Here is a 21,902-nt window from a genome sequence, read left to right as displayed (position 1 = left end):
TACATCTAATGAAACTGGACTCCTTTTTGACAAAGCAAAAACTCCCATCATGGTAGAAGTAGAGGTTTTGTTTTTTCTACTGTCTACTATAATGGGAGCATATCAGTCGGCAACAGTCGGGGCGCTTCTTGCGCTGCTTTTCGGCGTGGTGAGCTTCGAAGATGTAGGCACCGTTGCCGGCATCGTCTGGAACGCTACACTTGCTTTTGTGGCGATCATCATCATCTCTCTTATCCTTGATGCAATTGGCTTTTTTGAATGGTCCGCGCTTCACATGGCTAGGCTGGCACGCGGGAACGGGCTACTTGTTCTCCATCATGGCAAGCCTGATTGTACTCTATCTGTTCTTCAGGAGAAGCCTTCCGGCGAGCTACAACTTCGCAGAGCTGAAGAGACCGACGGAAGCCATTAAAGATAGGCGGTTGTTCAAGCTGGCTTGGGTTATCTTGGCTGCGCTGTTGCTGGCGTACTTCGTCAGTGAATGGCTTGCCATACCGGTATCGGTGATGGCAGGCATCGCAGCCTTCATATTCCTGCTCGCCTCGAGGAATAACGCTACGATACAAACCTGGAAGCTGGTAAAAGAAGCGCCTTGAGCTGTCGTTTAATTAAGGCAGATACGGACCACATTCAGCATGAATGTGGTTTTTTGATATGAAAGAGTGAGTATTTAATTGAACATGTGAAATGAAATAAATCAATTAGATAATATGCAGAAGTGAAAAATAATAGGTTGACAGCGCTTGCAAGACAAAAATATAATGATTATATCAATCAGATATTATGCAGATGTGGATTTCCTGTCAAGTAGTGAGAGTTCAATGAAACGATGGGAGGATGAGATGATGGATCAAAGAAAAGGCAAGGGGAAGCGCTGGCAACAACTGTTGTGCTGGATGCTCGTTGCAATGCTGATCACACCAGTCTTAACTGCATTTGATGAACCGGAAGAGGAAGTCACAGGAGAGTATTCCACCGATTTCGAGAGCTTTCATGTCGGTCCCTTGGATGGTCAGTTCGGTTGGCATGCCTCACAGGGCGTTACGGTGACAGACGCCGTATATGCCGTAAGCGGAGTGAACAGCATTAGAATCGTCGATGATAGCACAGTAACAGCAGAAAATGCAGCGTATGAGTTCGCCCCGATTGAGAGGGGATTTGTGGAATGGTGGGCGAAAGCCGAAACCAAAAACCGAATGGTTACGTTGCTTGAGCAAAAGACGAGTGCTGTGAAGCAACTGGAATGGTTCGGTTTTACGAATTATGGGAACTTCGAATACTTTGATGGTTCTGAGCGAATTTATTCGGAATTGCAATATGCATTGAATCAATGGTATCGCTTCCGGATTGACTTCGATGCAGCGGAACAAAAGAAGACCCTTTATATTTTTGACGATCAGAATCTGCTTATGTTGAAGAAGGATACCGCATTCAAGCAAACGGACATTGCTTCCGCAAACCGGCTCCGATTCGTCACGATGAGTAATCGCACGGGAACGTTCTATGTCGATCAAGTGCGAATTCGTGACGAAGCGCTGAATGGCACTGGTGAGCTGCAAAGCTTGCAATTCTATCCCTCTGTTATTCAACTACCAGTCGGGCAGAGTATCGATGTGAACGTGCTGGGCGAATATGCCGGCAGCGGCTTGAAGACGTTGCAGGGAGAGCCTGCTCTGTTATCGGATAATCCTGGTGTTGCCATGATCGACAGTAATGGGATAACAGGCGTGTCTGCAGGAGAAGCCGTTATCACCGCCTCATATGGAGGCGTTCAAGGACAAGCGGACGTCACCATCTATGACGAGAACGATGTGCCGCCTTATAAGCACATAGCCCCAAGGCTGTTGAATCGGTCTACACCTCTGGAGACATTAACTATCGTTGTCCCGGAAGATGAAGCATGGACGCAGCTTGGCAACCGATTGGCGGATGGACTTCGTTCACTGGGCGGCGTGAATATTGAGGTGGTCGCGCCTGATCAGGCCAAGTTCGAAGAGGGTTGGGAAGGACATACACTCCTGCTCGGCAGTCTTGGGAACAACTGGCAGATCTCCAGACTGTATGGCATGCAGATGTCTTACGAAGATGCCATCTACCCGGGAGAGGGCGGATATCGTCTGCAGACGATCGTCGATCCCTTCGGCATGGGCGGCAATACGGTACTGATGGCCGCGAGCGATCTAAGCGGCGCGAATGCGGCAGTCGATCGCCTGCTTGAGCATGCGGCTGAAGGCAATGAAGCGGTTATTCCTTGGCTGGCGGACATTCGGATGTCCGAGCAGACAGCTTCGTATTTCATGTACGGAGCGGACGTAAGCGAAGAGAAGATCGCTGAGCTGCTCGCCGAGGTGGATGTCATGCTGTCGCAATTAGCGCCGACGACAAGCAATGAAGAGGATGCGAATGCATTGTACGAGTTGCTTAAGTCCGTTGCGGCTTATGGTGAGTATTACCTGCTAACAGCGGATCCCGGTATTGGGGAAGTATACCGGAAGACATTAAAGGGTTATGCCAATTTTTTGAATACTTATCCTGCTCAGGCGCAGCAACAGCTGAATTTTTGGCGGAATATGTGGACATCGTCTGATTCATTAATCAATAACTGGGCTGTTCTTGAGGCTTTCCCCTTATTCTCGACAATGGATCGCAAGCAGATCTTGTCCGCGCTATACTTAACATTCGAAGCCAATTCGGTTACGCATTACTTGACCGCAGCCGAAGAATCGGGGGCACGCTACAACCACGAAGTATTCCCTGCACTGTCTATCGTGGTCGCTGCGGATTACTTCCAGCGTTATCATCAGCTGCCTGAGGCTGTGCAATGGAAGGCGATCGGCGATCGCATCTTCAGAAATAATACGACGCTGATCGGCTTGGATGAAGGCTCCGATTACTTGATGCATGTCCCGATGACGAATATTGATTATGGTATGGCGACTGGAGATCTGACCTACTTGACGAGAACATTGCGCCCGAGTGCCGATCTGAACGCTATGATGATGAATAATCTCGGCTCCATGGCCGGAGGCGGGGATACGTATCCATTCGGCTACAGCAACGCATACTCCTGGGGACATTCGCAAGTGATGAATGCCGCCGCTTGGTTCTATGGGAATCCGCTCTATCAATACTTGCAGGAGAAAGCGAATACGGGTGTGTTCCCCGGGCAAAAAATGGGCGATCTAGATTATCCGATTCACCGTTATATGGCATTCCCGACACTGGGAGAAGAACCTTCCGAAGAGGAGTCGCGCAAGGTAAGCGCTTATCCGATGGATCAGGGCTTATACGATCATCTGCAGGAGAACGAGAATGTCGGCGTGCCTCTTGAGCTATCCTTCCATAAGCTCGCGTTCCGCTACGGCTTCGGTACGGATGATAGCTATCTGGTGCTTGACGGATTATCTGCAGGGGCGCATGGGCATCAGGATGGCAACGCCATTCTGGAATACAGTGCCAATGGCCGCATATTCCTGACCGATCGCGACTATATCGAGAAGACGCCGCAGCATCATAGCGGTATTGTGATCGTGAAGGATGGCGTCCAGCTCGCCAAGCCGCCGCTTGCGGAATTGAAGTGGGTCGCAGATATAGATGGACTGGCGTTAAGCCGCAGCCGCGTCCCTGACTATAATGGGATGGACTGGGATCGGACGATCTTCAGTCCGGACGGTGAATATTATCTCATCCTAGACGATCTGACCGCCAGGGAAGATGGTGATTACCTGTTACAAAATACTTGGCAAGCACTCGGCTCGACGGACATTGTCCGCAATCGCTTCCAAGTAGAGCAAGACGGCGTCAACATGGTTCTGCAGAGCTTGGATGAATCGGAGCTGCGCACACATGAAAGGTACGGTCACTTCAAGAAGTATTGGAAGTCCGACTATCCGTATCCCTATGCCGATACGGAAACGGTGCTGACGGAGGTGAAGCAGGAGAGTGTCTATGCGTCTGGGGAAACTTCCCAATTCATTAATGTGCTCTCCAGTCATAAGAACGAAGAGGGCACAGTGAATGCCAGAAGAATCAATGAGCAAACGATTCAGTTGCAAAGGGAGGATTCATCTCCAGCGTGGGCCGTAACAGGTTCTATAACGGCCAGCGAACTGGCAAGCAATGCTGAATTTCATTGGATGACGAATGATATGCTGCTGGCTGCGGGCGTCACGGAGATGAATGTGAATGGCGAGGCGCTGAACTTCACCGAGCCTGTCGTGTTCCGATTAAACGTTGCCAATGGCCAATGGTCCGCCTATTCGACCAAGAAGGAAGTGGCGCGTTATAATGAATCGGGCGAGCAAGTAAGAGAAGAGCCGCTTCAAGAAGGTGTAGCGAATTGGACGAGAAGAGAGCAGAACAGTCTTATTCGCGATGTGACAAGGCCGGGAAGGCCTGGCGATTGGCACAAGGAGAAGACCTCGAACGACAATCCGCATAAGGACTGGAAGCGAATTGTCGAGTTTAAGGAGGAAATCACCCACAGCGCGATCGGTGATGTAGACGGTGATGGCATGGATGATGTGATCATCGGCAGTCAAGCTGGCACCGTGGCAGCGATCAATCGGTCAGGGGTCCAATTGTGGTCCTTCCAAGCTGCGGGAAGAATTAATGAGGTTAGCTTACAGATGGTGAACGGTGCTCCTACTGTATTCGCCGCAACAGAGAATTGGTTCGTACATGCGATAGATAGGAATGGCGCGGAGCTGTGGAGAAGGGAGTTCCCGAGCGATCCAGCCCATGCCGAACGAAAAGGAAATTTACTTGGTATTACGAATGTCAGAGTGGCGAATGTGAACGGCATGGATGCCGAACCTCTCATAATGGTCGGCACGCAATTCAGGTATTTGTACGGGCTGAATTCAGCCGGCGAAGTGGTAAGCGAATCGGTATTGTCTCATTATGGCATTGACGATATGGCGTTCGCCGATGCGGATGGGGACGGCAAGGAAGAAGGACTAATCGGGATGGAATACAGTAGCTATGTGTATTGGAATGAAGGCAACTTCGGTCGTGCAGGCGGTTCAGAGGGGCCGGGCTGGAAGGTAGTCGATGCTATCCCAGATTGGGCGGAAGAAGGCAGGGCCGCGTTCTTCCTTGGCACGAAGCAGAATCAGGTGCACTGGATCGTGCGCTCAGCTTCCGGATTGAATCAATTGTGGAAGTTGAATGTCGGCGGAGAGGTCAATGATTTGACCCACGGCGATTATGATCAAGACGGCTCGCTTGAGCTGCTCGCAGGAACGGACGGCTATCAGCTGTATGCGCTTCGCGATGATGGAACAATTCGCTTCAGACAATCCTTGGGAGGCAGAGTCATTGACGTCGAAGGATGGGATCGGGATGGCCAAGGCATGGCGAATTACTTGGCAGCGGATGATCAAGGCATGCTCTATACCGTTAGCACGAATGGCGATCTCGTGGAATCCGTCAGGTTCCGCGAAAGGATCATCGGTATTCCGGTTAGCGACGGCCATACTCATCCTTGGATCGTATTGGAGAACGGAGATGTATATATACGCAAGTAAGCAATGAACTAGACAACGGAGGAAACCACATTGATGAAATCCATCGCAACACAACAAGGCGAAGTAATTATCGTCGAGAAAGAGCGCCCAGTCATTAAGCCCCACTACGTCCTGGTGCAAACTCATTATTCCATGGTTAGCCCCGGTACAGAGATCACAGCGATCCGAAGACAGTCAGAGCAGCCACATCCTCTGGGATATAGCGCTTCGGGTCAAGTGATTGACGTTGGCGATGAGGTTCCTGCATTGCAGGTAGGCCATACTGTAGCTTGTTATGGCGCACCATATGTGAATCATTCCGAGTATTTACTCGTTCCGAAGCATCTGGTTGTTCCTGTTCCAGAGCATGTAGCTATGCGCTCGGCTGCTTCAGCGGGATTAGGAGCCATAGCGATCCACGCATTGCGACAATCGGGTTTAATGTTCGGAGAGTGTGCTGTCATCGTTGGGTTAGGAATGATAGGACAACTAGTCGCACGTATTGCTCATGCGGCGGCGATCAAGGTTGTTGCGATTGATCTGCTGGCATCCAGACGCAAGCTGCTGCAAGACATAGAAGGGATCACGATCTGTTCCCATATCGACGAAGTATCGTCCGCCGTAATGGAAGCTACAGGAGGAATAGGCGCTGACGCGGTGTTCCATTGTGCGGCAGGCCGGCAGAAGGACTTATTCGATACCAGCTTCGATTGGCTGAGAGATCGAGGAACGATCATCATTGTCGGAGACATGGCTCCGGAATTTACCAGGGCCAAGATGTTCGGCAAGGAAGCGAGAGTATTGATCTCCCGCGCAGGCGGACCAGGGCGCTACGATCGTCAATATGAGCAGGATTGCATGGATTATCCGATCGGATATGTCAGATGGACAGAAGGACGCAATATTGGGGAGTATGTCCGATTATTGTCAGAGAAGCTTATTTCAGTGGAATCATTGCTGACGAAGCAGGTCCCGCTATCCCGGGCGCATGAATTGTATGCAGACTATGCCCATGAGCCGCAGAATATATTGGGTGGACTCATTGCCTATGATGCATAATCCATCATGATCGTGAAGGGTCGTCTTTATGAAGACGGCTCTTCCTTGCTTCCTGAGCATGGAATCAAACGGAAGAGATGTTGAAACGATTTTGAAGTTTGTGTATGATGCAAATAGCTAGAGGAGGGGGGCGGTAACGTGTCCGATAAACAGAGCAGGAAGACATTTCGGATAAGAATGGATCGAATGATCAGGCAACTGCGGGAAGATATATTATCTGGCGACTATGCGGCAGGGGATTACTTACCGTCTGAACTGGATTTGAGCAACCGATTTCAGATCAGCAATAATTCAGTACGTAAAGGATTGGACGTTCTGGTTGATGAAGGCCTAATCGAGAAAATCCCCAGAGTTGGAAATCGCGTCAAAGCTCCCGAGCAAGAAGCGCATACGATTATTCGATTGGGTTGTCTCCAACGATTGAACGACCAGACGGAGCTGACCTATTTACTATCGGAATTTCATCGGAAGTATCCGCACATCCGTGTGCAAACGGTACAAATTCCAAAAAACAGCAATTATGAATACATGCGAGATTTTTTAGATAATGGCATGATTGATGTTTTCACCGTGAACCATTTTCTATTTGAAGAGTTCGTGGAGAAGCAAGGACTGGATGCGCTTGAGGCGCAAGAGAAGAATATGGAGCTGCATCCGTTTCTAAGTGAGCCGTTCCAGTATGGCGATAGCTTGTATGCGCAACCGTTCGCTTACTCTCCGATTATCTTATGTTATAATCGTGAACATTTCTCCGAACTGAACCTTCCGGAGCCAGACAGCAGCTGGTCTTGGGATGATTTGATCGCATATTCCACTAGACTTGCGGTTAAAAATGAACGGTTCGGTTTTTATTTCCATCTTACGAATCCCAATCGCTGGTTCATCTTCCTAATTCAAAGCGGTGCCAAATTCCTGCCGCAAGCTGATGGGACATACCGCGTGAGAGACTCCGGCATGCTGGACGGCATAGAGAAAGTGTGGGATATGATCTATACGCCACAGCTGTATCCGATTATGCTCTCGGCAAGTCATGCAGATGCGGAGCGCATGTTTCGTGACGGACAGGTGTCCGTCATTATGACATCATACTTCGCGATGAACGAATTGAATGATGCCCCCTTTCAATTCGATGTTGCGCCATTGCCGTATCTTCACGATTTTAACCAAACGATGCTAGTCACGGTAGGGTTGTGCATGAACAGCAGATCAAAAGTGAAAGCAGCTGCGAAGCAGCTTATCGATTTCCTGATATCATCCGATGTCCAGAAGGTTATTGCACAGAAGACGTTCACCTTGCCTGCTCACATGCATGCTGCGCAAAGTAGGGGGGACACGGAACTGAAGCGCCCTGCCCGCTTTCAGATGCATAAGGAAATTATTCGGAGCTTCAGCTCGTTCAAATCAACGCATCTGAAGCTCTCACAGCATGATGATGTGCTGAGAGAGCTCAAGCTGTATTGGTCGGGTCTAAAGAGCAAAGAGAGGCTTGCGATGAGCCTGGAGGAGTTGCTTAACAAAAAGTAGATTTCTGCGAAATCGGAATGATCTTGCAATATGTGTAAGGACCATATAGAATAAATGGACGACACATTATGGAAGGAGTGGAGATATGAGGCGGAAGCGGAAGGCTTATCAGGCAACCTATCCATTTTCATATTCCACTTTTCTAGAAACACTAGAGCAATCATTGCTTTAGTGTTTTTTTATTTGATGGAGGTGTATCAGATGTCAAGGTACAGAAGAGTACTCATTAAGCTTAGTGGCGGTGCGGTAGCGGGACAATCGGAATTCGGCTTCGAACCGGCCAGCCTGGAGCACATTGCGAATGAAATCATGTCGGTCGTGAACTTGGGAGTGGAAGTATCGCTAGTCATCGGGGGCGGCAATATATTCAGAGGGCAGATGGCGGAGAGCTGGGGCATTGAACGAGCTGAAGCCGATAATATCGGAACGCTGGCGACGGTGATCAATAGTTTAATGATGCGAGGCGTGCTCAAAGCGAAAACGAACAAAGAAGTTCGTGTCATGACCGCAATTCCGATTACCTCAGTCGCAGAGCCCTATATTAGACTTAGAGCTATTCATCATTTGGAAAAGGGATATATCGTCATTTTTGCGGGGGGGAATGGTCAGCCTTATGTGACAACGGATTATCCTTCTGTTCAGAGAGCAATAGAGGTTCACTGTGACGCTTTGTTAGTGGCCAAACAGGGAGTTAACGGTGTTCTTAGCGCTGACCCAAAACTTGATGCAGAGGCACGAATGTTCAAATCCCTTCACTATGACGACGTCTTGAAGCATAACCTGAAAATTATGGATCAATCCGCCTTCATTCTGGCCAGGGATTATCATCTGCCAATGCATGTATTTAACTTCGATCGGCCAGGGTCGATGAGAGAAATCTGTGAAGGGAAAAATAACGGGACGATGATTAGCGGCGAATCGGTTCTGGAGTTGGAAGATTAAAGGATAGATTGGGGGGAACGAGCATGCCAAACATACAAGCCGCCTTTGTAGATCGAGACGGTACTTTGGGCGGACATGGTCATTTTATTCATCCACGCGATTTTGAGTTATATCCTTCAAGCTTAGAAGCATTGCAGCTATTAAGAAACACAGGGATCAAATTGTTCGCACTTACGAATCAACACAATATATCTAAAGGGAAGGCTACAGAGTTGGATTTTATTCATGAGTTCGACAATTATGGATTCGATGCCGCTTATATATGTCCTCATGAACCAGAGGTTGGCTGTAACTGTCACAAGCCGCTTCCCGGCATGCTGCTTCGAGCTGCAGAAGAGCATGAGTTAGATCTGACTCAATGTGTGGTCATTGGCGATGTGGGTTCCACGGATATGCTTGCAGCTGCCGCAGTTGGAGCAAGAAGAATTCTTGTAGAGACAGGATGGGGCAAGGATTCCCTAGGAAAATACCGTCAGAAGTGGTATGAGCAAGCAACGCCGGACTATGTGGCAAAGAATCTCTTAGACGCGGCAAAATGGATTGTGAAGAATGATCTTGAATAAATTGTCGAAAGGATTAAGGGTCTGAAACGAGGAAAATGCCATACAAGAGGTGAGATGTTGTGCAAAATAGAGATTCGACGTATCGTATTCAAAAATCCAGTCTTGGAGTAGAGCGCGAAATAGAGCGACTAAAAATACAAGTACAAATGGGATGGGAAAAGGAATATCGCAATTTGCAATGGTATGGACTCCAGAACGGAATGGATATTTTAGAGTTAGGTAGCGGACCTGGGTACTTTACCGAGAAGTTGGCGTTAAATCTTCCAAAAAGTCAGATTACGCCTCTGGAAATAGACCCCATTCTGATGGATAAGGCAACTCAAACACTGAGCAGCATACCACAGGGAAGAGTGCAATTGGTTCAGGCATCCGTATACCAGACTGAACTTCCAGACAATTCTTTCGACTTTGCTATAGCCAGACTGCTGTTTTTACATTTGCATCATCCTGTGGAAGTGGCTAAGGGAATATATCGTGTTCTGAAGCCTGGAGGGAAACTCGTTATCATTGACGTTGACGATGGGATCTTCGGTGTCATTCATCCGCAGGTAGAGTCACTACATACCATCTTAACCAAGATTGCGAAGTATCAGGAAGCTCATTGGGGAAATCGTTACTTAGGGCTTCACTCCCCAGATTGTTAAGCGCAGCAGGTTATGTAGATATCGATATCGATGCAACTCTATAGCATAGCGATCTGTTGGGCTTAGAAGGATTCAGGGAGCAATTTAATGTGTTAAGGTTTAGACTATTATATGAAAAGGGGATATTGCATTCTGAAGAATATGAACTACTGCATCGGATATCGGAGGAGGTGCAAACTTCTCAAGAGTCATATGCCATGATGACCTTCATAATGGGCTGTGGAACCAAACCGATAATGGCGTAGCCAGTAATATAATTTACGATGTTAATAATAAATCTGGCTAAATATAAAATACTTGGATTGATTTGCGAAACACGTATAAATGGTTAACAGGAGGTACTCATGGAGGAACTCATTTCATTTTCTGCAATTTTATTTATGCCGATATGGAATTGAATACGTATGTGGGATAGCATTTGCCCTAATGATGTGGACAATAAGCAGTTCGATCATTCTCAATGCAAATCAATAATTAATGACATTAATGAGGTGTGGAATGGATCAAACTACTATTCAACTTGCTAAAGAATTATCTGTACAAGTGATTCGCCAAGCAGGACAAATTGCAAAATCGAAATTTGATCGATTCGTAGATTTGAAAACGAAGGATGAGTATGGGGATGTGATCACAGAGGTAGATCTTCTTGCGGAAGAGATTATTATTCATGCTATAAAATCGGCATTCCCAAGTCATCAGATCCACAGTGAAGAAGCGGGTATAGTAGGTTCTGAGAGCGATTGGTTGTGGTTAATTGATCCGCTGGATGGTACGAATAATTTTGCAATTGGTTTAGCCGTATTTACTACCTCTATAACGTTAATGTACAGAAGAGAGCCTGTACTGGGAGTTGTCTACGAACCAATGACGGACCGATTGTTTGTATCTGCTGTAGGACATGGCACAATCTGTAACAATCGTCCGCTACATATGAAATATCATTCAGACTTATCCAGGGGAAATATAGGCTGGATTCAAGGACATAAGGTGCAGAACGACAGCAGAGCAGTCAAGCTCAGACAATTCCTGGATATTCGTTTCAAAAGGATGCTGAGGCTTTGGGCACCGACATTGCTATGGTGCATGCTCGCCAAGGGAGATATCGATGGCATAGTCCTTTATAATTCTGAAGGCGATGATCTGTACTCAGGGATATTAATGGTGCAGGAGGCTAGCGGAGTGGTCATGGATTTTGAAGGCCATTCATTTAACGGTATGTGTGATGAGCCGTATCTTATCGCATGTCATCCTAATCATCGAGAAGACTTATTAACAATTGTTAGAGAGGGATTGTTTTAGGGTATGAGTAGTTGATAGAGATTGAAATTGATAGGTAGGAGTACGGTTAACTTCAACTTCATACGGGGTATCTCGCACTGATCATTCTCTCAAAAACATGCAAATACTGTATACTGAAAGAAAAGACAAGGATGGAGGCGATGTTATGGGGACAACGGAATGGATTTACGCCGGCACTGTGGAGGAGTTGAAGCAGGCAAACTCAAAAGTGATCAAAGGGGGGATCGTTGTTCTTTACCATGAGGATGAAGTAAGAGCAATTGACAATCGATGTCCGCATCTCGGTTTTCCACTTCATTTGGGAAGCGTTTGCAATGGGATTTTGACCTGTCACTGGCACAATGCCCGCTTCGACATCTGCAGCGGCGGAACATTGGATCCTTGGGCGGACGACGTACCTGCATATGACGTCAAGATCGAGAAAGATGATGTTTGGGTCAACTCGATACCCAAGAACGTAAGTAATGTTGAGAAGCTTAAACAACGTTTGCGGGAAGGTCTAGAGCAGAACATCGGAATTGTTATTGCGAAGGCCGTAATCGCGTTAATCGAATCCGGAGTCCCGACTGATGAAATTGTCTTGATCGGCGTCAAATTCGGTACATCGCAAGGCAATGGCTGGGGAGCAGGTCTGACCATCTTGACCGCAATGAGAAATATACTCCCCAAGCTCGATACTTTAGGCCAAACTCTTGCCTTGTACCACGGATTGGTGCACGTAGCCAGAGCCAGTTCCGGTCGAGCTCCCCGTCACCTGCTAGGAGCACTGCCTTCCTCGCAAGCATCCGTAGACAGACTGGTAGAGTGGTATCGCAACTGTATAGAGGTGCGTGACACCCAAGGGGCAGAGAAAGTGTTGCTGACGGCCATAGAGAAGGGAGCTACGCCCGTACAGCTAGCGGACATGATGTTGATTTCGGTGACAGACCATTTTTATTTAGACGGCGGCCATACATTTGATTTCCATAATAAAGCATTTGAGGCGCTGGAAAGCTTGGGGACCTCGCTCACGAAGCCAGTTCTCGCTTCACTTGTACAGCTCCTCGCTGCTCCCACCCGAAGTGAAGAGCAACATCACTGGCAAACGCCGGTCGATCTGGTAACTCCGATTCAGCTTGCTTTCGAGAAGTTTGATCAACCCTCGAAATCGGAGCAAACCGTTCAGTTAGATGAACAAGCATTCGTGGATCAATTACTCAGCGACAAAGCCAATGAGACGATCGAACAGATAACCCAGCTTCTAATCGGAGGAGCGGCACCCGAACGTCTGGCCCAATTAATCTGCCTCGCTGCGGCCGAAAGGATCGTGCGCTTTCACACTCAGAATGAATTCAGCGATTGGTTAGCCGTGCTGCATACCTTTACTTATGCTCACGCCGTGCATGAGCGGTTGCGCCGCTCGAAGGAACCGTTGCTCCATCGCGCGCTTTTTTACGGAGCAATGGCCATTTACCATGACCGGTTTCTTAATGTGCCGCGAGCGAGGAAGCCAGAGCCTGCCAGCGGCCGCAATTTTACATCAGAGGAATTGCTTGATATTCTGGACCGCAGGCAACAAGTGAATGAAGCTGCAAGCTGGGTAGCTGGTTATCTTGCTGAACAGCGGGACCCGCAGAAGCTGCTTGGAACATTTGGGCTTTGTCTGCTTCGCGAGGACGCCGAATTTCACTCCTTTCAGCTTTATGAGGCGGCTGTTGCCGAATTCGATCATTGGGATGAGCGTTCCGATGCATTTGCTCAGCAGGCCAAGGAGACTTGCTTGCTCGCATGCACCCGATACTTGGCGGCCCACGCTCCAACTGCACGGGAATTGCCGCACACGACCAAGATAGCATGGCGTTTGTTCCGCGGCGAAAGACTATTTGAGGAAGATGCCGAGATAAGCAACAATTGAGTGCAGTTGCTCATCTTCGAAAGGGTTCGATAGATGTTTTCTCAATAGCAACATAAGATTCTTGCCTTACTGAAGCAGGATGGTTCTACAAGGTAAACCTGAAGAAGAAAAGCGATGGTCGCTGCCGTCCGGAGGGAAAGAAAAAGGTGAAACCCTGGAACAGTGTTGTATCAGAGAAGTATTTGAGGAAACAGGTTATCACTGCAGGATCGTTTCGTTCTGTTGAATACCATGTTACCTATTTTGAAATTGAAATTTTTGGCGGTCAACCAACGATTCACAATCCTGATGGACTAATTTACGAGATTGAATGGAAAACGACAGAGCAACTGAATGAATTGAGCTTTGCCTTACCAGAAGATAAAACGTTTTTAATACAATATATTGATCAAAAGACTTCGATCTAACTTAGAACGTTAGTTGAACAAGTTACTGCTAAGATGCCTGTGAAGCGAGGTGTGACATGGCAACGTCTGCAAGAAAATCAGCCTTACAAACGGTACGGAGAGTATTAGCGGCGGATCTGGCTTGCAACGAGACGGATTTCCTCGAAGACATCGTATCGATTAATAGAGCTGAAATACGAGAGGGACGGTTCCAATTTCCGATACGAGAGAAATCTTTGAGTATCGTGACGATGGGAAAAGGAGTCGTCGTCTCCTGCAATCAGGAACGACTCCAATGGGTAAAATCTGCTCTTGATCATTTGACCAGAGATCAAATTTTCTCCATTCAAACGATTGCTATATTAGAAGAATACGTAAAAAGAGATCTGCAAATTATTGCTGGACCAGACCAGAAACATGTATGTACTTTTGATGATCTTGCTGAGTTTTACATTCCACAAGGTGTCAAAGTGTCAATATATTCTGAAAGTAAAGTGGTAGAGCTCTATGAGCATTTGAACTTCAAGCATGCGTTATCCTATCAAGTTGACCATCCACGACCTGATCGATTAGCTGTGATAGCTGAATATGACGGAATGATTGTGGGTATAGCTGGAGCATCACAGGATTGCGAATGCATGTGGCAAATCGGAGTTGACGTCTTGCCGGGATATCAAGGGTTAGGGATTGGGAAAGCAATAGTTGGTACCTTAACAAAGGCTGTTCTTGATCAAGGCGTAATCCCGTATTATTCAACTGAAGTTAGTCACTTGCAATCGCGACAATTGGCTACTAGTCTGGGTTATTGGCCAGCATGGGTACAACTGTATGCCCGCTAGTATATATAGCCTTCAATCAAGCCGTGCATCACGGGAAGATGAAGGGGCAGGACGTACAGGATCAAGGGGGGAGTGACGAAAGCGCTTAGAATCAATTTGGCGCCGTGTATTCGCGTACTGAAGGCATTATGCGCCAAATCGAGTATCCGAATAGTGAAATACGCAAGTTGCAATGGGCAGGCAATACGTTTTATAAATTCCACCTCATACCTACCAGGGGCAGAGAGATCTGCTGATTGTGCGCCCCATTCCGTTATTCTTCATCGCCCAAAGGCATACTGGTGCTGCATCTCGATATGGTTCGACTTATGGAAATGGTTGAGCGGACGCTGCCGAAGGCAAGCAGCGGATTGATCGTGTTCGACAGTCAGGGGGGGGCTTGTCGCAAGCGGAGGAGACCTTCTGAAGAAGGACGGTGCAGATTGGAAGAAGTCGATTGTATCCGATCTTGCCCGGATGGAGCAATTGCCTAGCCGTATTCAGAAGAACGGAAGCACGTTTTTTTATCCCCTATTCAGTCGAATTCAAATGACTGAGATTGCAGTTGAATGAGCAGACGCCGATTCTAAAGGAGCACGCTCTGCTCAATGCAAGTACGATGAAAAGTCTTTGCTTTTGTCCTCCAGAAAGCTCGTCTACTCGTTTTTTCTGCATATCGGCTAAGCCGAATTGTTTCAACAAGTCCTTGTAATTTCGTGATTTAGACCGCTTTGCACCATTTCTACTCGGAGTGCGGTTCTTGCGAGCTTAAGTTGTTCCCTATGAAATTCCGTAAATAGTCGATAACCATTGGCTTTCCACTCCGGCTTAGGAATGAATCCCAGGTCCTCATAGAGTCGAACTGTATTGGGATGTATGCCAACAGAACTAGCAATCTCTGAAGTTTTGTAGGTATTCAGTAGACGATTACACCTCCGTTCCTCAAGGATAACATGATGTGAGAGTCTGGGGATATAATGGAGGGTTTGCAGTTTCACAATTAAAGCATACAGCTTGAACGTTGCTGTATTGTCGGTTAAGCTGTCAAGCAAGCACTTGTAAACTTTGCGAATAGGAAGTGAATGATACATAATGTCCGATAATGAAACTAGAGCGATTGCGGTCGTTACCGGGGCTAGCGGTGGCATAGGCAAATCCACGGCAGCCTTGCTCGCAGCCGAGCATGGGATGAAAGTCTACTTGTTGGCGCGAAATCGAGAGAAGGGGATGCAAGCCGTTCGTGAAGTCAATCTCGCCAGCGGCAGGAACGATGCGGAACTGATCTTGTGTGATCTGGCTTCGCTTGCAAGTGTTCGCAAAGCTGCAGCGGAGTTGAGCGCCGTATGTCCACAGATTGACGTACTGGTTAACAATGCAGGAGTGGTAACCTTGCGAAGAGAGGAGACGGAAGATGGTTTCGAACGGCAACTAGGTGTGAATCACCTCGGCCATTTTGTTTTAACTGGATTGCTTTTGCCTCTGCTCGGCAGAAGTGATGCGGGTCGGATCGTAGTCGTATCGTCAGATGCGCATAAAATCGGACGAATGGATTACGACGATCCGCAACTAACGAAACACTTTACAGTTTGGGGAGCATATGGACGTTCCAAGCTGGCCAATATTTGGTTTGCAAAGGAGCTCGCACGACGGCTGAAGGGGACGAGCATTACCGTCAATGCTCTTCATCCCGGAGCAGTGTCCACTCAGATTGGCGTGAACCGCCAAACCGGCTTCGGTAATTTCGTGCATCGTCTGCTTCGTCCGTTCTTCCTGACGCCTGAGCAAGGTTCTGCTACTGCCGTTTATTTGGCGACTTCTGCAGACGTTCGGGATGCATGTGGCGAATATTATTATCGGAGTAAGCCTGCTCCAGTCTCTGTAAGGGCAAATGACGCTGCGCAAGCCAGCCGATTCTGGTCGTGGAGTGAAGAGGCGACGGGCTTTCATTGGCCTGATTGCTTGTAAGGGATGTAGGATGTAGGACGGCGTACCTGCTGCAATCGATGTAAAGGACAGTTTTTTCAAAACCGTTGACAGGACACCAAATGGTGTCGTATATTAATTGCGTCACTGAAAGGTGTCCAATTAAAACTTTATAATGGGTGTATGCTCATCTGAATGAGAGAATACGCATAGTTCAAGGTGGTGGTAAAACTAACGGATGTAGGGGTTAAAAATGGTTAGGAGCGATTGTTGTGAGCGAGGACAACCGGTTGCGAGATGTATTTGACGCGATTGCCGATCCTACAAGGCGCAGATTGATTCGTCTGCTGGCAGAAGCAGAGGAGAAACCGCTTCATGAGTTAACGACATATTTTCAAATGGGCCGGACAGCGGTATCCAAGCATCTGACTGTTCTTAAAGAAGCCGGACTGGTCGTTGACCGCAAGGTCGGCAGAGAAACCCGATATAGATTAAATGCTACGCCACTCAGGGAAGTGCAAGATTGGCTGGCATTTTACAGCAAGTTCTGGAGTACTAATATGCTGCGTCTGCAGCAACTATTAGAGGAGGAAGAAGAATGAGCCTGACTTTAACCCTGGATTTTCAGTATAATACCACATTGGAGAAGCTGTGGACGGCATTAACGGACTCGGGCAAGCTGGCCAAGTGGACGATGGAAAACAACTTCAAGCCTATTGTAGGCTATCAATTCCAATTCCGCGCGCAGCCGACTGAATACTGGGATGGCATCGTGGAAGGCGAAGTGCTTATTGTGGACCCGCCGAACCGCTTGTCTTATACGTGGGGCACGGGAGACGAGAAGCATACGGTCGTATGGACGCTACAGGATTTAGGAGAAGGGAAAGTTAATCTGCATCTTGAGCAAAGCGGGATCTCTAATCAACAGGCGCTGGGTGGAGCTAAGTACGGCTGGTCCAATTGGTGCGGCGAGCTGGAAAAGCTGCTGGGAGCTTAATATAGGCTCACGATAAATACCATCGGAAGGGTGTCATTCATGATTGAATCAAATCAAATTGTCATCTCGGGGGCCAGGGAAAACAATCTGAAAAACGTGTCCTTGAGCATTCCGAAACGGAAGATTACGATCTTCACCGGGGTATCGGGTTCCGGCAAGTCGTCGATCGTATTCGACACCATCGCCGCCGAATCCACCCGGTTGCTGAATGAGAACTTCAGCATGTTCGTGCGCAACTTCCTGCCTCGTGTACCGCAGCCGGATACGGATGGCATCGAAAACCTGAGCATGGCTGTCATTGTGGATCAGAAACGTCTCGGCGGCGGCTCCCATTCCACGATGGGCACGATTACCGACATTTCTCCGATTCTTCGTCTGCTCTTTTCCCGAGTCGGTCAGCCTCAAGTTGGCCCGGCGAGTATGTTCTCATTCAACGATCCGCTCGGCATGTGTCCCGAGTGCAATGGGCTTGGTCGCAGACTTGGCGTCGATATGAACAAGGCGTTCGACATGTCGAAGTCGTTGAATGAAGGAGCCATCTTGTTGCCGGACTATAAGGTAGAGGGCTGGGATTGGAACATTATCGTGCAAGCGGGCTCCTTCGATCCCGACAAGAAGCTGAGCGATTATGCGGCAGAAGAGCTGGAGCAGCTGCTGTACGGCAAGGCGAAGAAGGTGAAGATGGACTTCGCCGGCAAGGCAACTAACATTACCGTAGAGGGTGTAATTGAGAAGTTCACCAACAAATACATCAAGCAGGATGTGAAGACGAAGTCCGAGCGCACGCAAAAAGCGGTTGCTCCGTTCTTGACGGAAGGGACATGTTCCAGCTGCCACGGAGCAAGGCTGAATCAGGCCGCGTTAAGCTGCAGGATTAACGAACGCAACATTGCGGAGATGTCTGCAATGGAGGTCGGTCAACTCATTCGCGTCATTCGGGAGATTGACGATGCGATCGCTGCGCCGGTCGTGAAGTCGCTAGTAGAGCGACTCCAGCATCTGGTGGATATCGGACTTGACTACTTGACGTTGGACCGGGAGACGGATACGCTGTCCGGCGGCGAATCGCAGCGCGTCAAGATGGTGAAGCATCTGAGCGGCAGCTTGGTGGATGTCACTTACATCTTCGATGAGCCTAGCGTCGGCCTGCATCCCCGAGACGTACACAGGCTGAATGAATTGCTGCAGAAGCTTCGCGACAAGGGCAATACCGTCATTGTCGTCGAGCATGACCCTGATGTGATCAAGGTAGCGGATCATATCGTCGACGTCGGGCCTTACGCTGGCGGACGTGGCGGTACGATTGTATATGAAGGCAGCTACGAAGGACTGCTGGAGGTAGACACGTTAACGGGAACCCATATGAAGCGGCCTCTACAATTGAAACAGAATTGCAGGCAGCCTTCCGGACAACTGACTATCAAGAACGCTACGCTGCATAATTTGCGTGACGTAAGTGTAGATGTACCAACCGGGGTGCTGACAGTCGTAACAGGTGTCGCGGGATCAGGCAAGAGTACGCTCATTAACGACGTATTCCTCGGCCAGCATCCGGATGCGATTGTCATCGACCAATCGGCTGTAGGCGTGTCGACACGCTCAAATCCCGCGACCTATACAGGCATTATGGACGATGTGCGGAAGGCATTCGCATCCGCGAATAAGGTGAATCAAGGCTTGTTCAGCTTCAATTCCAAGGGTGCCTGCGAGAACTGTCAAGGGCTGGGAGTTGTCTATACCGACCTGTCGTTCCTCGACAGCGTGAAGCTCCCGTGTGAAGTATGCGGAGGCAGAAGGTTCAAGGAAGAAGTGCTCGCGTATAAGCTGAACGACAAGTCCATTGCGGAAGTGCTGGAGATGACGGTGGAGCACGCGTTGGACTTCTTCGATCTCAAGGAGGTCGTGCGCAGACTCCAGGCTCTTAGTGACGTCGGCTTGAACTATATTAAGCTCGGTCAGCCGCTCAGTACGCTGTCAGGCGGGGAATGCCAGCGTATCAAGCTGGCAAGCGAGCTGCATAAGAAGGGCAGCATCTATGTGATGGACGAACCGACGACCGGACTGCACATGTCGGATATAGGCCAAATTCTGGGGATTATGAACCGGCTTGTGGATTCCGGTAATACGGTAATCGTAATTGAGCATAATCTCGATGTCATCAGCCAAGCGGATTGGATTATCGATATGGGACCGGATGGCGGCAGCAAGGGCGGTCAGGTCGTGTTCGTAGGCACTCCACAGCAGATTATCGAGGCGGATCAGTCGATTACGGGTAAGTATTTGAACACTTAGGGGGAGAAGACGTGAGCTTTTTCCGGGATTTTTTGAAAATGTTCAAAAAAAGGGAAGTCGTACTTGTGGAAAGCTATAAGGAATCGGAGGATGTGTATACATTCCGATTTAAAAAAGATAGCGAAGTCAACTGGATCGCCGGACAACACGGTTTGTTCAGTATTACGCATAAAAAAATTAAAAATGCGCTGAAACCATTCACAGTAGCATCCGCTCCGACGGAGAATTCTATTCAATTGACCATGCGCATTAGTCAAAACCCGAGTGAGTTTAAACGAGCGATGCTGGAATTGAAGCCGGGTATGACGGTCAGTATGACTGGACCGGTTGGAACATTTCATCCCAGCGACACTGGCCGTCCTCTGGTGATGATCGCAGGTGGTATTGGCATTACACCATTTCGCTCGATATTGAAGCAGTTAGAGATGGAAGGCGGGGGAGGAGGCAGAGCCATTCATCTGCTCTATCTGGATAGCAAGAAGTCCTATCTATTCAAGGACGAGCTTGATGATCTGACCCAGCATCTATCCCTGCAGGTTGCATATCTGGATACAAGAGACGACTTGCATCAAGAGGTCGATAAACTGGCCGCCAAGTATAAGAACGACGGACAGTATTTGATCGCTGGACCAAAGTCGATGGTAAGTGAGCTTGCCGCATATATGCAGTCTAAGAAAATCTCGAAACGGAACATTAGAAAAGACGCCTTTTTCGGGTATTAGGCAAGAACGAAGCCCTCTAAGCATGTTTAGGCTAAGAGGGCTTCTTACATTTTTCATAGCGCATGGCAGCACTTCCGAAATGGGATATCCAATACGAGAATATGTGAAATATGGTAAGATATGAGGCGAAAGGGGGGGGAGAGAATGTATGCACAGATTAACCAGGGGATCCTCGAACGAACGGGCATCCTCCCTATACCGCTATTTCTTGGGTTATACATTTTATTGATTGCCATACCTATTGCTTTATTTTTGTTCAATAATAAGAAGCATTCGAGCTACTATTTGTAATAAGGAAGGAGAAGACCGTTGGAAAACAGCAGAAAGTTAACGACTATCATAATCGGATTAATCCTATTGTTCGTCCTGAGTATTTATCACAATGTTAAGCTAAAGTTGGAACTTGAGCAAATGCATAATCGCGTTACAAATATGGAAGCCAATCTTAATCAAGGCATCAATAATCTGCAACACAGTATCGTCGATCGAGTTGAGCATTTGCTGATCCAGCAGCAAAGTGTTGTCGAGGATTTTAAGTCTTCTTATGCGAGTGTAGATGCAGAGAAGGAGACGGTTGATACACTGGTCGAATTTACACTAAAGGAAGCTGAGGCTGGATCAACAGTTTCTCTTCAGGCAACTACGCTTGAAAATTCAGAAGATAAGCAATTTGAATGTGCGACGGAAAATGGCTTGCAATATGTTTGTGTAGCGGCGTTATCTTACAAACACGACTATACCCTTGATATATTCCAAAAATCTGCCAACGGGAGCAATAAAAAGTTGAATACCCGTTCATACACGAACCATTTGAAAGGGGAATTTCAAAACAGAGTCAGCCTCTCGCAATCGGGAACTAGCACCAATAAAGAAAGAGCGCAGTATTCATTTTCAATGTACAATAAAACATTCGGCGAGCCTGAATTCAAGATCCAAAGTGTCATTGTGAAAGCATTCTATCAGGAGAAGGAAGTCTTTACGAAAGATGTTACGGCTAACAGCATTGTGAATGCTGAAGAAAGAGACAAAATGAGGCTGATGATCGCTTCAGGAGAAATGGATCCTGCGACATTGCCTGATCAGGAGTATAACCAAGCCTCTCTTGACGATAACGGCGTGGAGTCCGGTCATTACATGGTAACCGTGCTGCATACAGAGACCGGTGCAGAGGTCGATCATAATGATTTCCCGGAATACAGCTTTAAGGTGACGGTTACTTTGAAGAATGGCGAAGTTTTTGAATTGTAGGGAGAACACTCCATACACAATTCCACCCTCAATCTAATTCCAGGATTTTCTGGATACTTTATCTGATTGAGGGTTTACTTTATC

General features: G+C 47.9%; 18 protein-coding genes and 2 pseudogenes. 18 read left to right on the top strand and 2 right to left on the bottom strand.

Going from position 1 to position 21,902, the window contains the following annotated elements; translation table 11 throughout:
- Nucleotides 1-49 precede the first annotated feature (49 nt).
- From ACFQ2I_RS06795 to ACFQ2I_RS06740, 12 genes and pseudogenes are all read left to right on the top strand, one after another.
- Nucleotides 50-548 (top strand): annotated as a pseudogene (locus ACFQ2I_RS06795) (ArsB/NhaD family transporter); the annotation flags it as partial.
- Between the two features lie 297 nt (nucleotides 549-845).
- Complete coding sequence (locus tag ACFQ2I_RS06790) at nucleotides 846-5,528, top strand: hypothetical protein (protein WP_377562946.1); 4,683 nt, start codon at nucleotides 846-848, stop codon at nucleotides 5,526-5,528.
- A 33-nt stretch (nucleotides 5,529-5,561) separates the two neighbouring features.
- Complete coding sequence (locus ACFQ2I_RS06785) at nucleotides 5,562-6,566, top strand: zinc-dependent alcohol dehydrogenase (protein WP_377562996.1); 1,005 nt, start codon at nucleotides 5,562-5,564, stop codon at nucleotides 6,564-6,566.
- 138 nt (nucleotides 6,567-6,704) lie between these two features.
- On the top strand, nucleotides 6,705-8,090 hold the full coding sequence (locus ACFQ2I_RS06780; RefSeq protein WP_377562945.1) for an extracellular solute-binding protein: 1,386 nt from the start codon (nucleotides 6,705-6,707) through the stop codon (nucleotides 8,088-8,090).
- Between the two features lie 201 nt (nucleotides 8,091-8,291).
- Nucleotides 8,292-9,032, top strand: coding sequence for a UMP kinase (gene pyrH, locus ACFQ2I_RS06775; protein ID WP_377562944.1), 741 nt, complete (start codon nucleotides 8,292-8,294; stop codon nucleotides 9,030-9,032).
- 23 nt (nucleotides 9,033-9,055) lie between these two features.
- Entirely contained in the window at nucleotides 9,056-9,595 is a 540-nt protein-coding gene (locus ACFQ2I_RS06770; protein WP_377562943.1) for an HAD-IIIA family hydrolase, read from the top strand.
- Between the two features lie 59 nt (nucleotides 9,596-9,654).
- Nucleotides 9,655-10,239, top strand: a complete 585-nt coding sequence (locus ACFQ2I_RS06765) for a class I SAM-dependent methyltransferase (protein ID WP_377562942.1) — start codon at nucleotides 9,655-9,657, stop codon at nucleotides 10,237-10,239.
- A 498-nt stretch (nucleotides 10,240-10,737) separates the two neighbouring features.
- Nucleotides 10,738-11,538, top strand: a complete 801-nt coding sequence (locus ACFQ2I_RS06760) for an inositol monophosphatase family protein (protein ID WP_377562940.1) — start codon at nucleotides 10,738-10,740, stop codon at nucleotides 11,536-11,538.
- Between the two features lie 145 nt (nucleotides 11,539-11,683).
- Entirely contained in the window at nucleotides 11,684-13,432 is a 1,749-nt protein-coding gene (locus ACFQ2I_RS06755) for a Rieske (2Fe-2S) protein (RefSeq protein ID WP_377562939.1), read from the top strand.
- Between the two features lie 79 nt (nucleotides 13,433-13,511).
- Nucleotides 13,512-13,839 (top strand): annotated as a pseudogene (locus ACFQ2I_RS06750) (NUDIX hydrolase).
- Between the two features lie 56 nt (nucleotides 13,840-13,895).
- A complete protein-coding gene (locus tag ACFQ2I_RS06745; protein WP_377562938.1) occupies nucleotides 13,896-14,657 on the top strand; it encodes a GNAT family N-acetyltransferase in 762 nt (253 codons plus the stop codon).
- A 236-nt stretch (nucleotides 14,658-14,893) separates the two neighbouring features.
- A complete protein-coding gene (locus ACFQ2I_RS06740; RefSeq protein WP_377562936.1) occupies nucleotides 14,894-15,130 on the top strand; it encodes a hypothetical protein in 237 nt (78 codons plus the stop codon).
- 37 nt (nucleotides 15,131-15,167) lie between these two features.
- Here the strand turns inward: ACFQ2I_RS06740 and ACFQ2I_RS06735 are convergent, their stop codons facing one another.
- Nucleotides 15,168-15,335 (bottom strand): hypothetical protein, encoded by a 168-nt coding sequence (locus ACFQ2I_RS06735; RefSeq protein ID WP_377562935.1) that lies wholly within the window; start codon nucleotides 15,333-15,335, stop codon nucleotides 15,168-15,170.
- Nucleotides 15,332-15,727 carry a MerR family transcriptional regulator gene (locus tag ACFQ2I_RS06730; protein WP_377562933.1) on the bottom strand — a complete coding sequence of 132 codons (396 nt, stop codon included), beginning with the start codon at nucleotides 15,725-15,727 and terminating at the stop codon, nucleotides 15,332-15,334. Before ACFQ2I_RS06730 ends, ACFQ2I_RS06735 begins: the two co-directional genes overlap by 4 nt.
- 1 nt (nucleotide 15,728) lies before the next feature.
- On the opposite strand from ACFQ2I_RS06730, the gene ACFQ2I_RS06725 reads away from it, so the two are divergent.
- From ACFQ2I_RS06725 to ACFQ2I_RS06700, 6 genes are all read left to right on the top strand, one after another.
- Nucleotides 15,729-16,601: an SDR family oxidoreductase gene (locus ACFQ2I_RS06725; RefSeq protein WP_377562932.1), complete on the top strand. Its 873-nt coding sequence runs from the start codon at nucleotides 15,729-15,731 to the stop codon at nucleotides 16,599-16,601.
- Between the two features lie 230 nt (nucleotides 16,602-16,831).
- Nucleotides 16,832-17,161 (top strand): ArsR/SmtB family transcription factor, encoded by a 330-nt coding sequence (locus tag ACFQ2I_RS06720; protein WP_377562930.1) that lies wholly within the window; start codon nucleotides 16,832-16,834, stop codon nucleotides 17,159-17,161.
- A complete protein-coding gene (locus ACFQ2I_RS06715) occupies nucleotides 17,158-17,556 on the top strand; it encodes an SRPBCC family protein (protein ID WP_377562929.1) in 399 nt (132 codons plus the stop codon). The genes ACFQ2I_RS06720 and ACFQ2I_RS06715 overlap by 4 nt, the downstream gene beginning before the upstream one ends.
- Nucleotides 17,557-17,595: 39 nt before the next feature.
- Nucleotides 17,596-19,848, top strand: coding sequence for an ATP-binding cassette domain-containing protein (locus ACFQ2I_RS06710; protein WP_377562927.1), 2,253 nt, complete (start codon nucleotides 17,596-17,598; stop codon nucleotides 19,846-19,848).
- Between the two features lie 11 nt (nucleotides 19,849-19,859).
- Nucleotides 19,860-20,570, top strand: a complete 711-nt coding sequence (locus ACFQ2I_RS06705; protein WP_377562926.1) for an FAD-dependent oxidoreductase — start codon at nucleotides 19,860-19,862, stop codon at nucleotides 20,568-20,570.
- Between the two features lie 309 nt (nucleotides 20,571-20,879).
- Entirely contained in the window at nucleotides 20,880-21,818 is a 939-nt protein-coding gene (locus ACFQ2I_RS06700; protein ID WP_377562925.1) for a hypothetical protein, read from the top strand.
- Nucleotides 21,819-21,902: the final 84 nt, after the last annotated feature.

This window comes from Paenibacillus chungangensis (assembly GCF_042675905.1).
In the GTDB taxonomy this organism is placed as follows: Bacteria; Bacillota; Bacilli; order Paenibacillales; family Paenibacillaceae; genus Pristimantibacillus; species Pristimantibacillus chungangensis.
The sequence above is the reverse complement of the archived record's forward strand: the minus strand, read 5'-3'. Positions and strand labels throughout refer to the sequence as shown.

Bases quoted from the DNA above. Each gene is read 5' to 3' on its own strand.
- ACFQ2I_RS06790 (WP_377562946.1), top strand. From the start codon at position 846: ATGGATCAAAGAAAAGGCAAGGGGAAGCGCTGGCAACAACTGTTGTGC.
- ACFQ2I_RS06785 (WP_377562996.1), top strand. From the start codon at position 5,562: ATGAAATCCATCGCAACACAACAAGGCGAAGTAATTATCGTCGAGAAA.
- pyrH (WP_377562944.1), top strand. From the start codon at position 8,292: ATGTCAAGGTACAGAAGAGTACTCATTAAGCTTAGTGGCGGTGCGGTA.
- ACFQ2I_RS06770 (WP_377562943.1), top strand. From the start codon at position 9,056: ATGCCAAACATACAAGCCGCCTTTGTAGATCGAGACGGTACTTTGGGC.
- ACFQ2I_RS06760 (WP_377562940.1), top strand. From the start codon at position 10,738: ATGGATCAAACTACTATTCAACTTGCTAAAGAATTATCTGTACAAGTG.
- ACFQ2I_RS06755 (WP_377562939.1), top strand. From the start codon at position 11,684: ATGGGGACAACGGAATGGATTTACGCCGGCACTGTGGAGGAGTTGAAG.
- ACFQ2I_RS06745 (WP_377562938.1), top strand. From the start codon at position 13,896: ATGGCAACGTCTGCAAGAAAATCAGCCTTACAAACGGTACGGAGAGTA.
- ACFQ2I_RS06730 (WP_377562933.1), bottom strand. From the start codon at position 15,727: ATGTATCATTCACTTCCTATTCGCAAAGTTTACAAGTGCTTGCTTGAC.
- ACFQ2I_RS06725 (WP_377562932.1), top strand. From the start codon at position 15,729: ATGTCCGATAATGAAACTAGAGCGATTGCGGTCGTTACCGGGGCTAGC.
- ACFQ2I_RS06715 (WP_377562929.1), top strand. From the start codon at position 17,158: ATGAGCCTGACTTTAACCCTGGATTTTCAGTATAATACCACATTGGAG.
- ACFQ2I_RS06710 (WP_377562927.1), top strand. From the start codon at position 17,596: ATGATTGAATCAAATCAAATTGTCATCTCGGGGGCCAGGGAAAACAAT.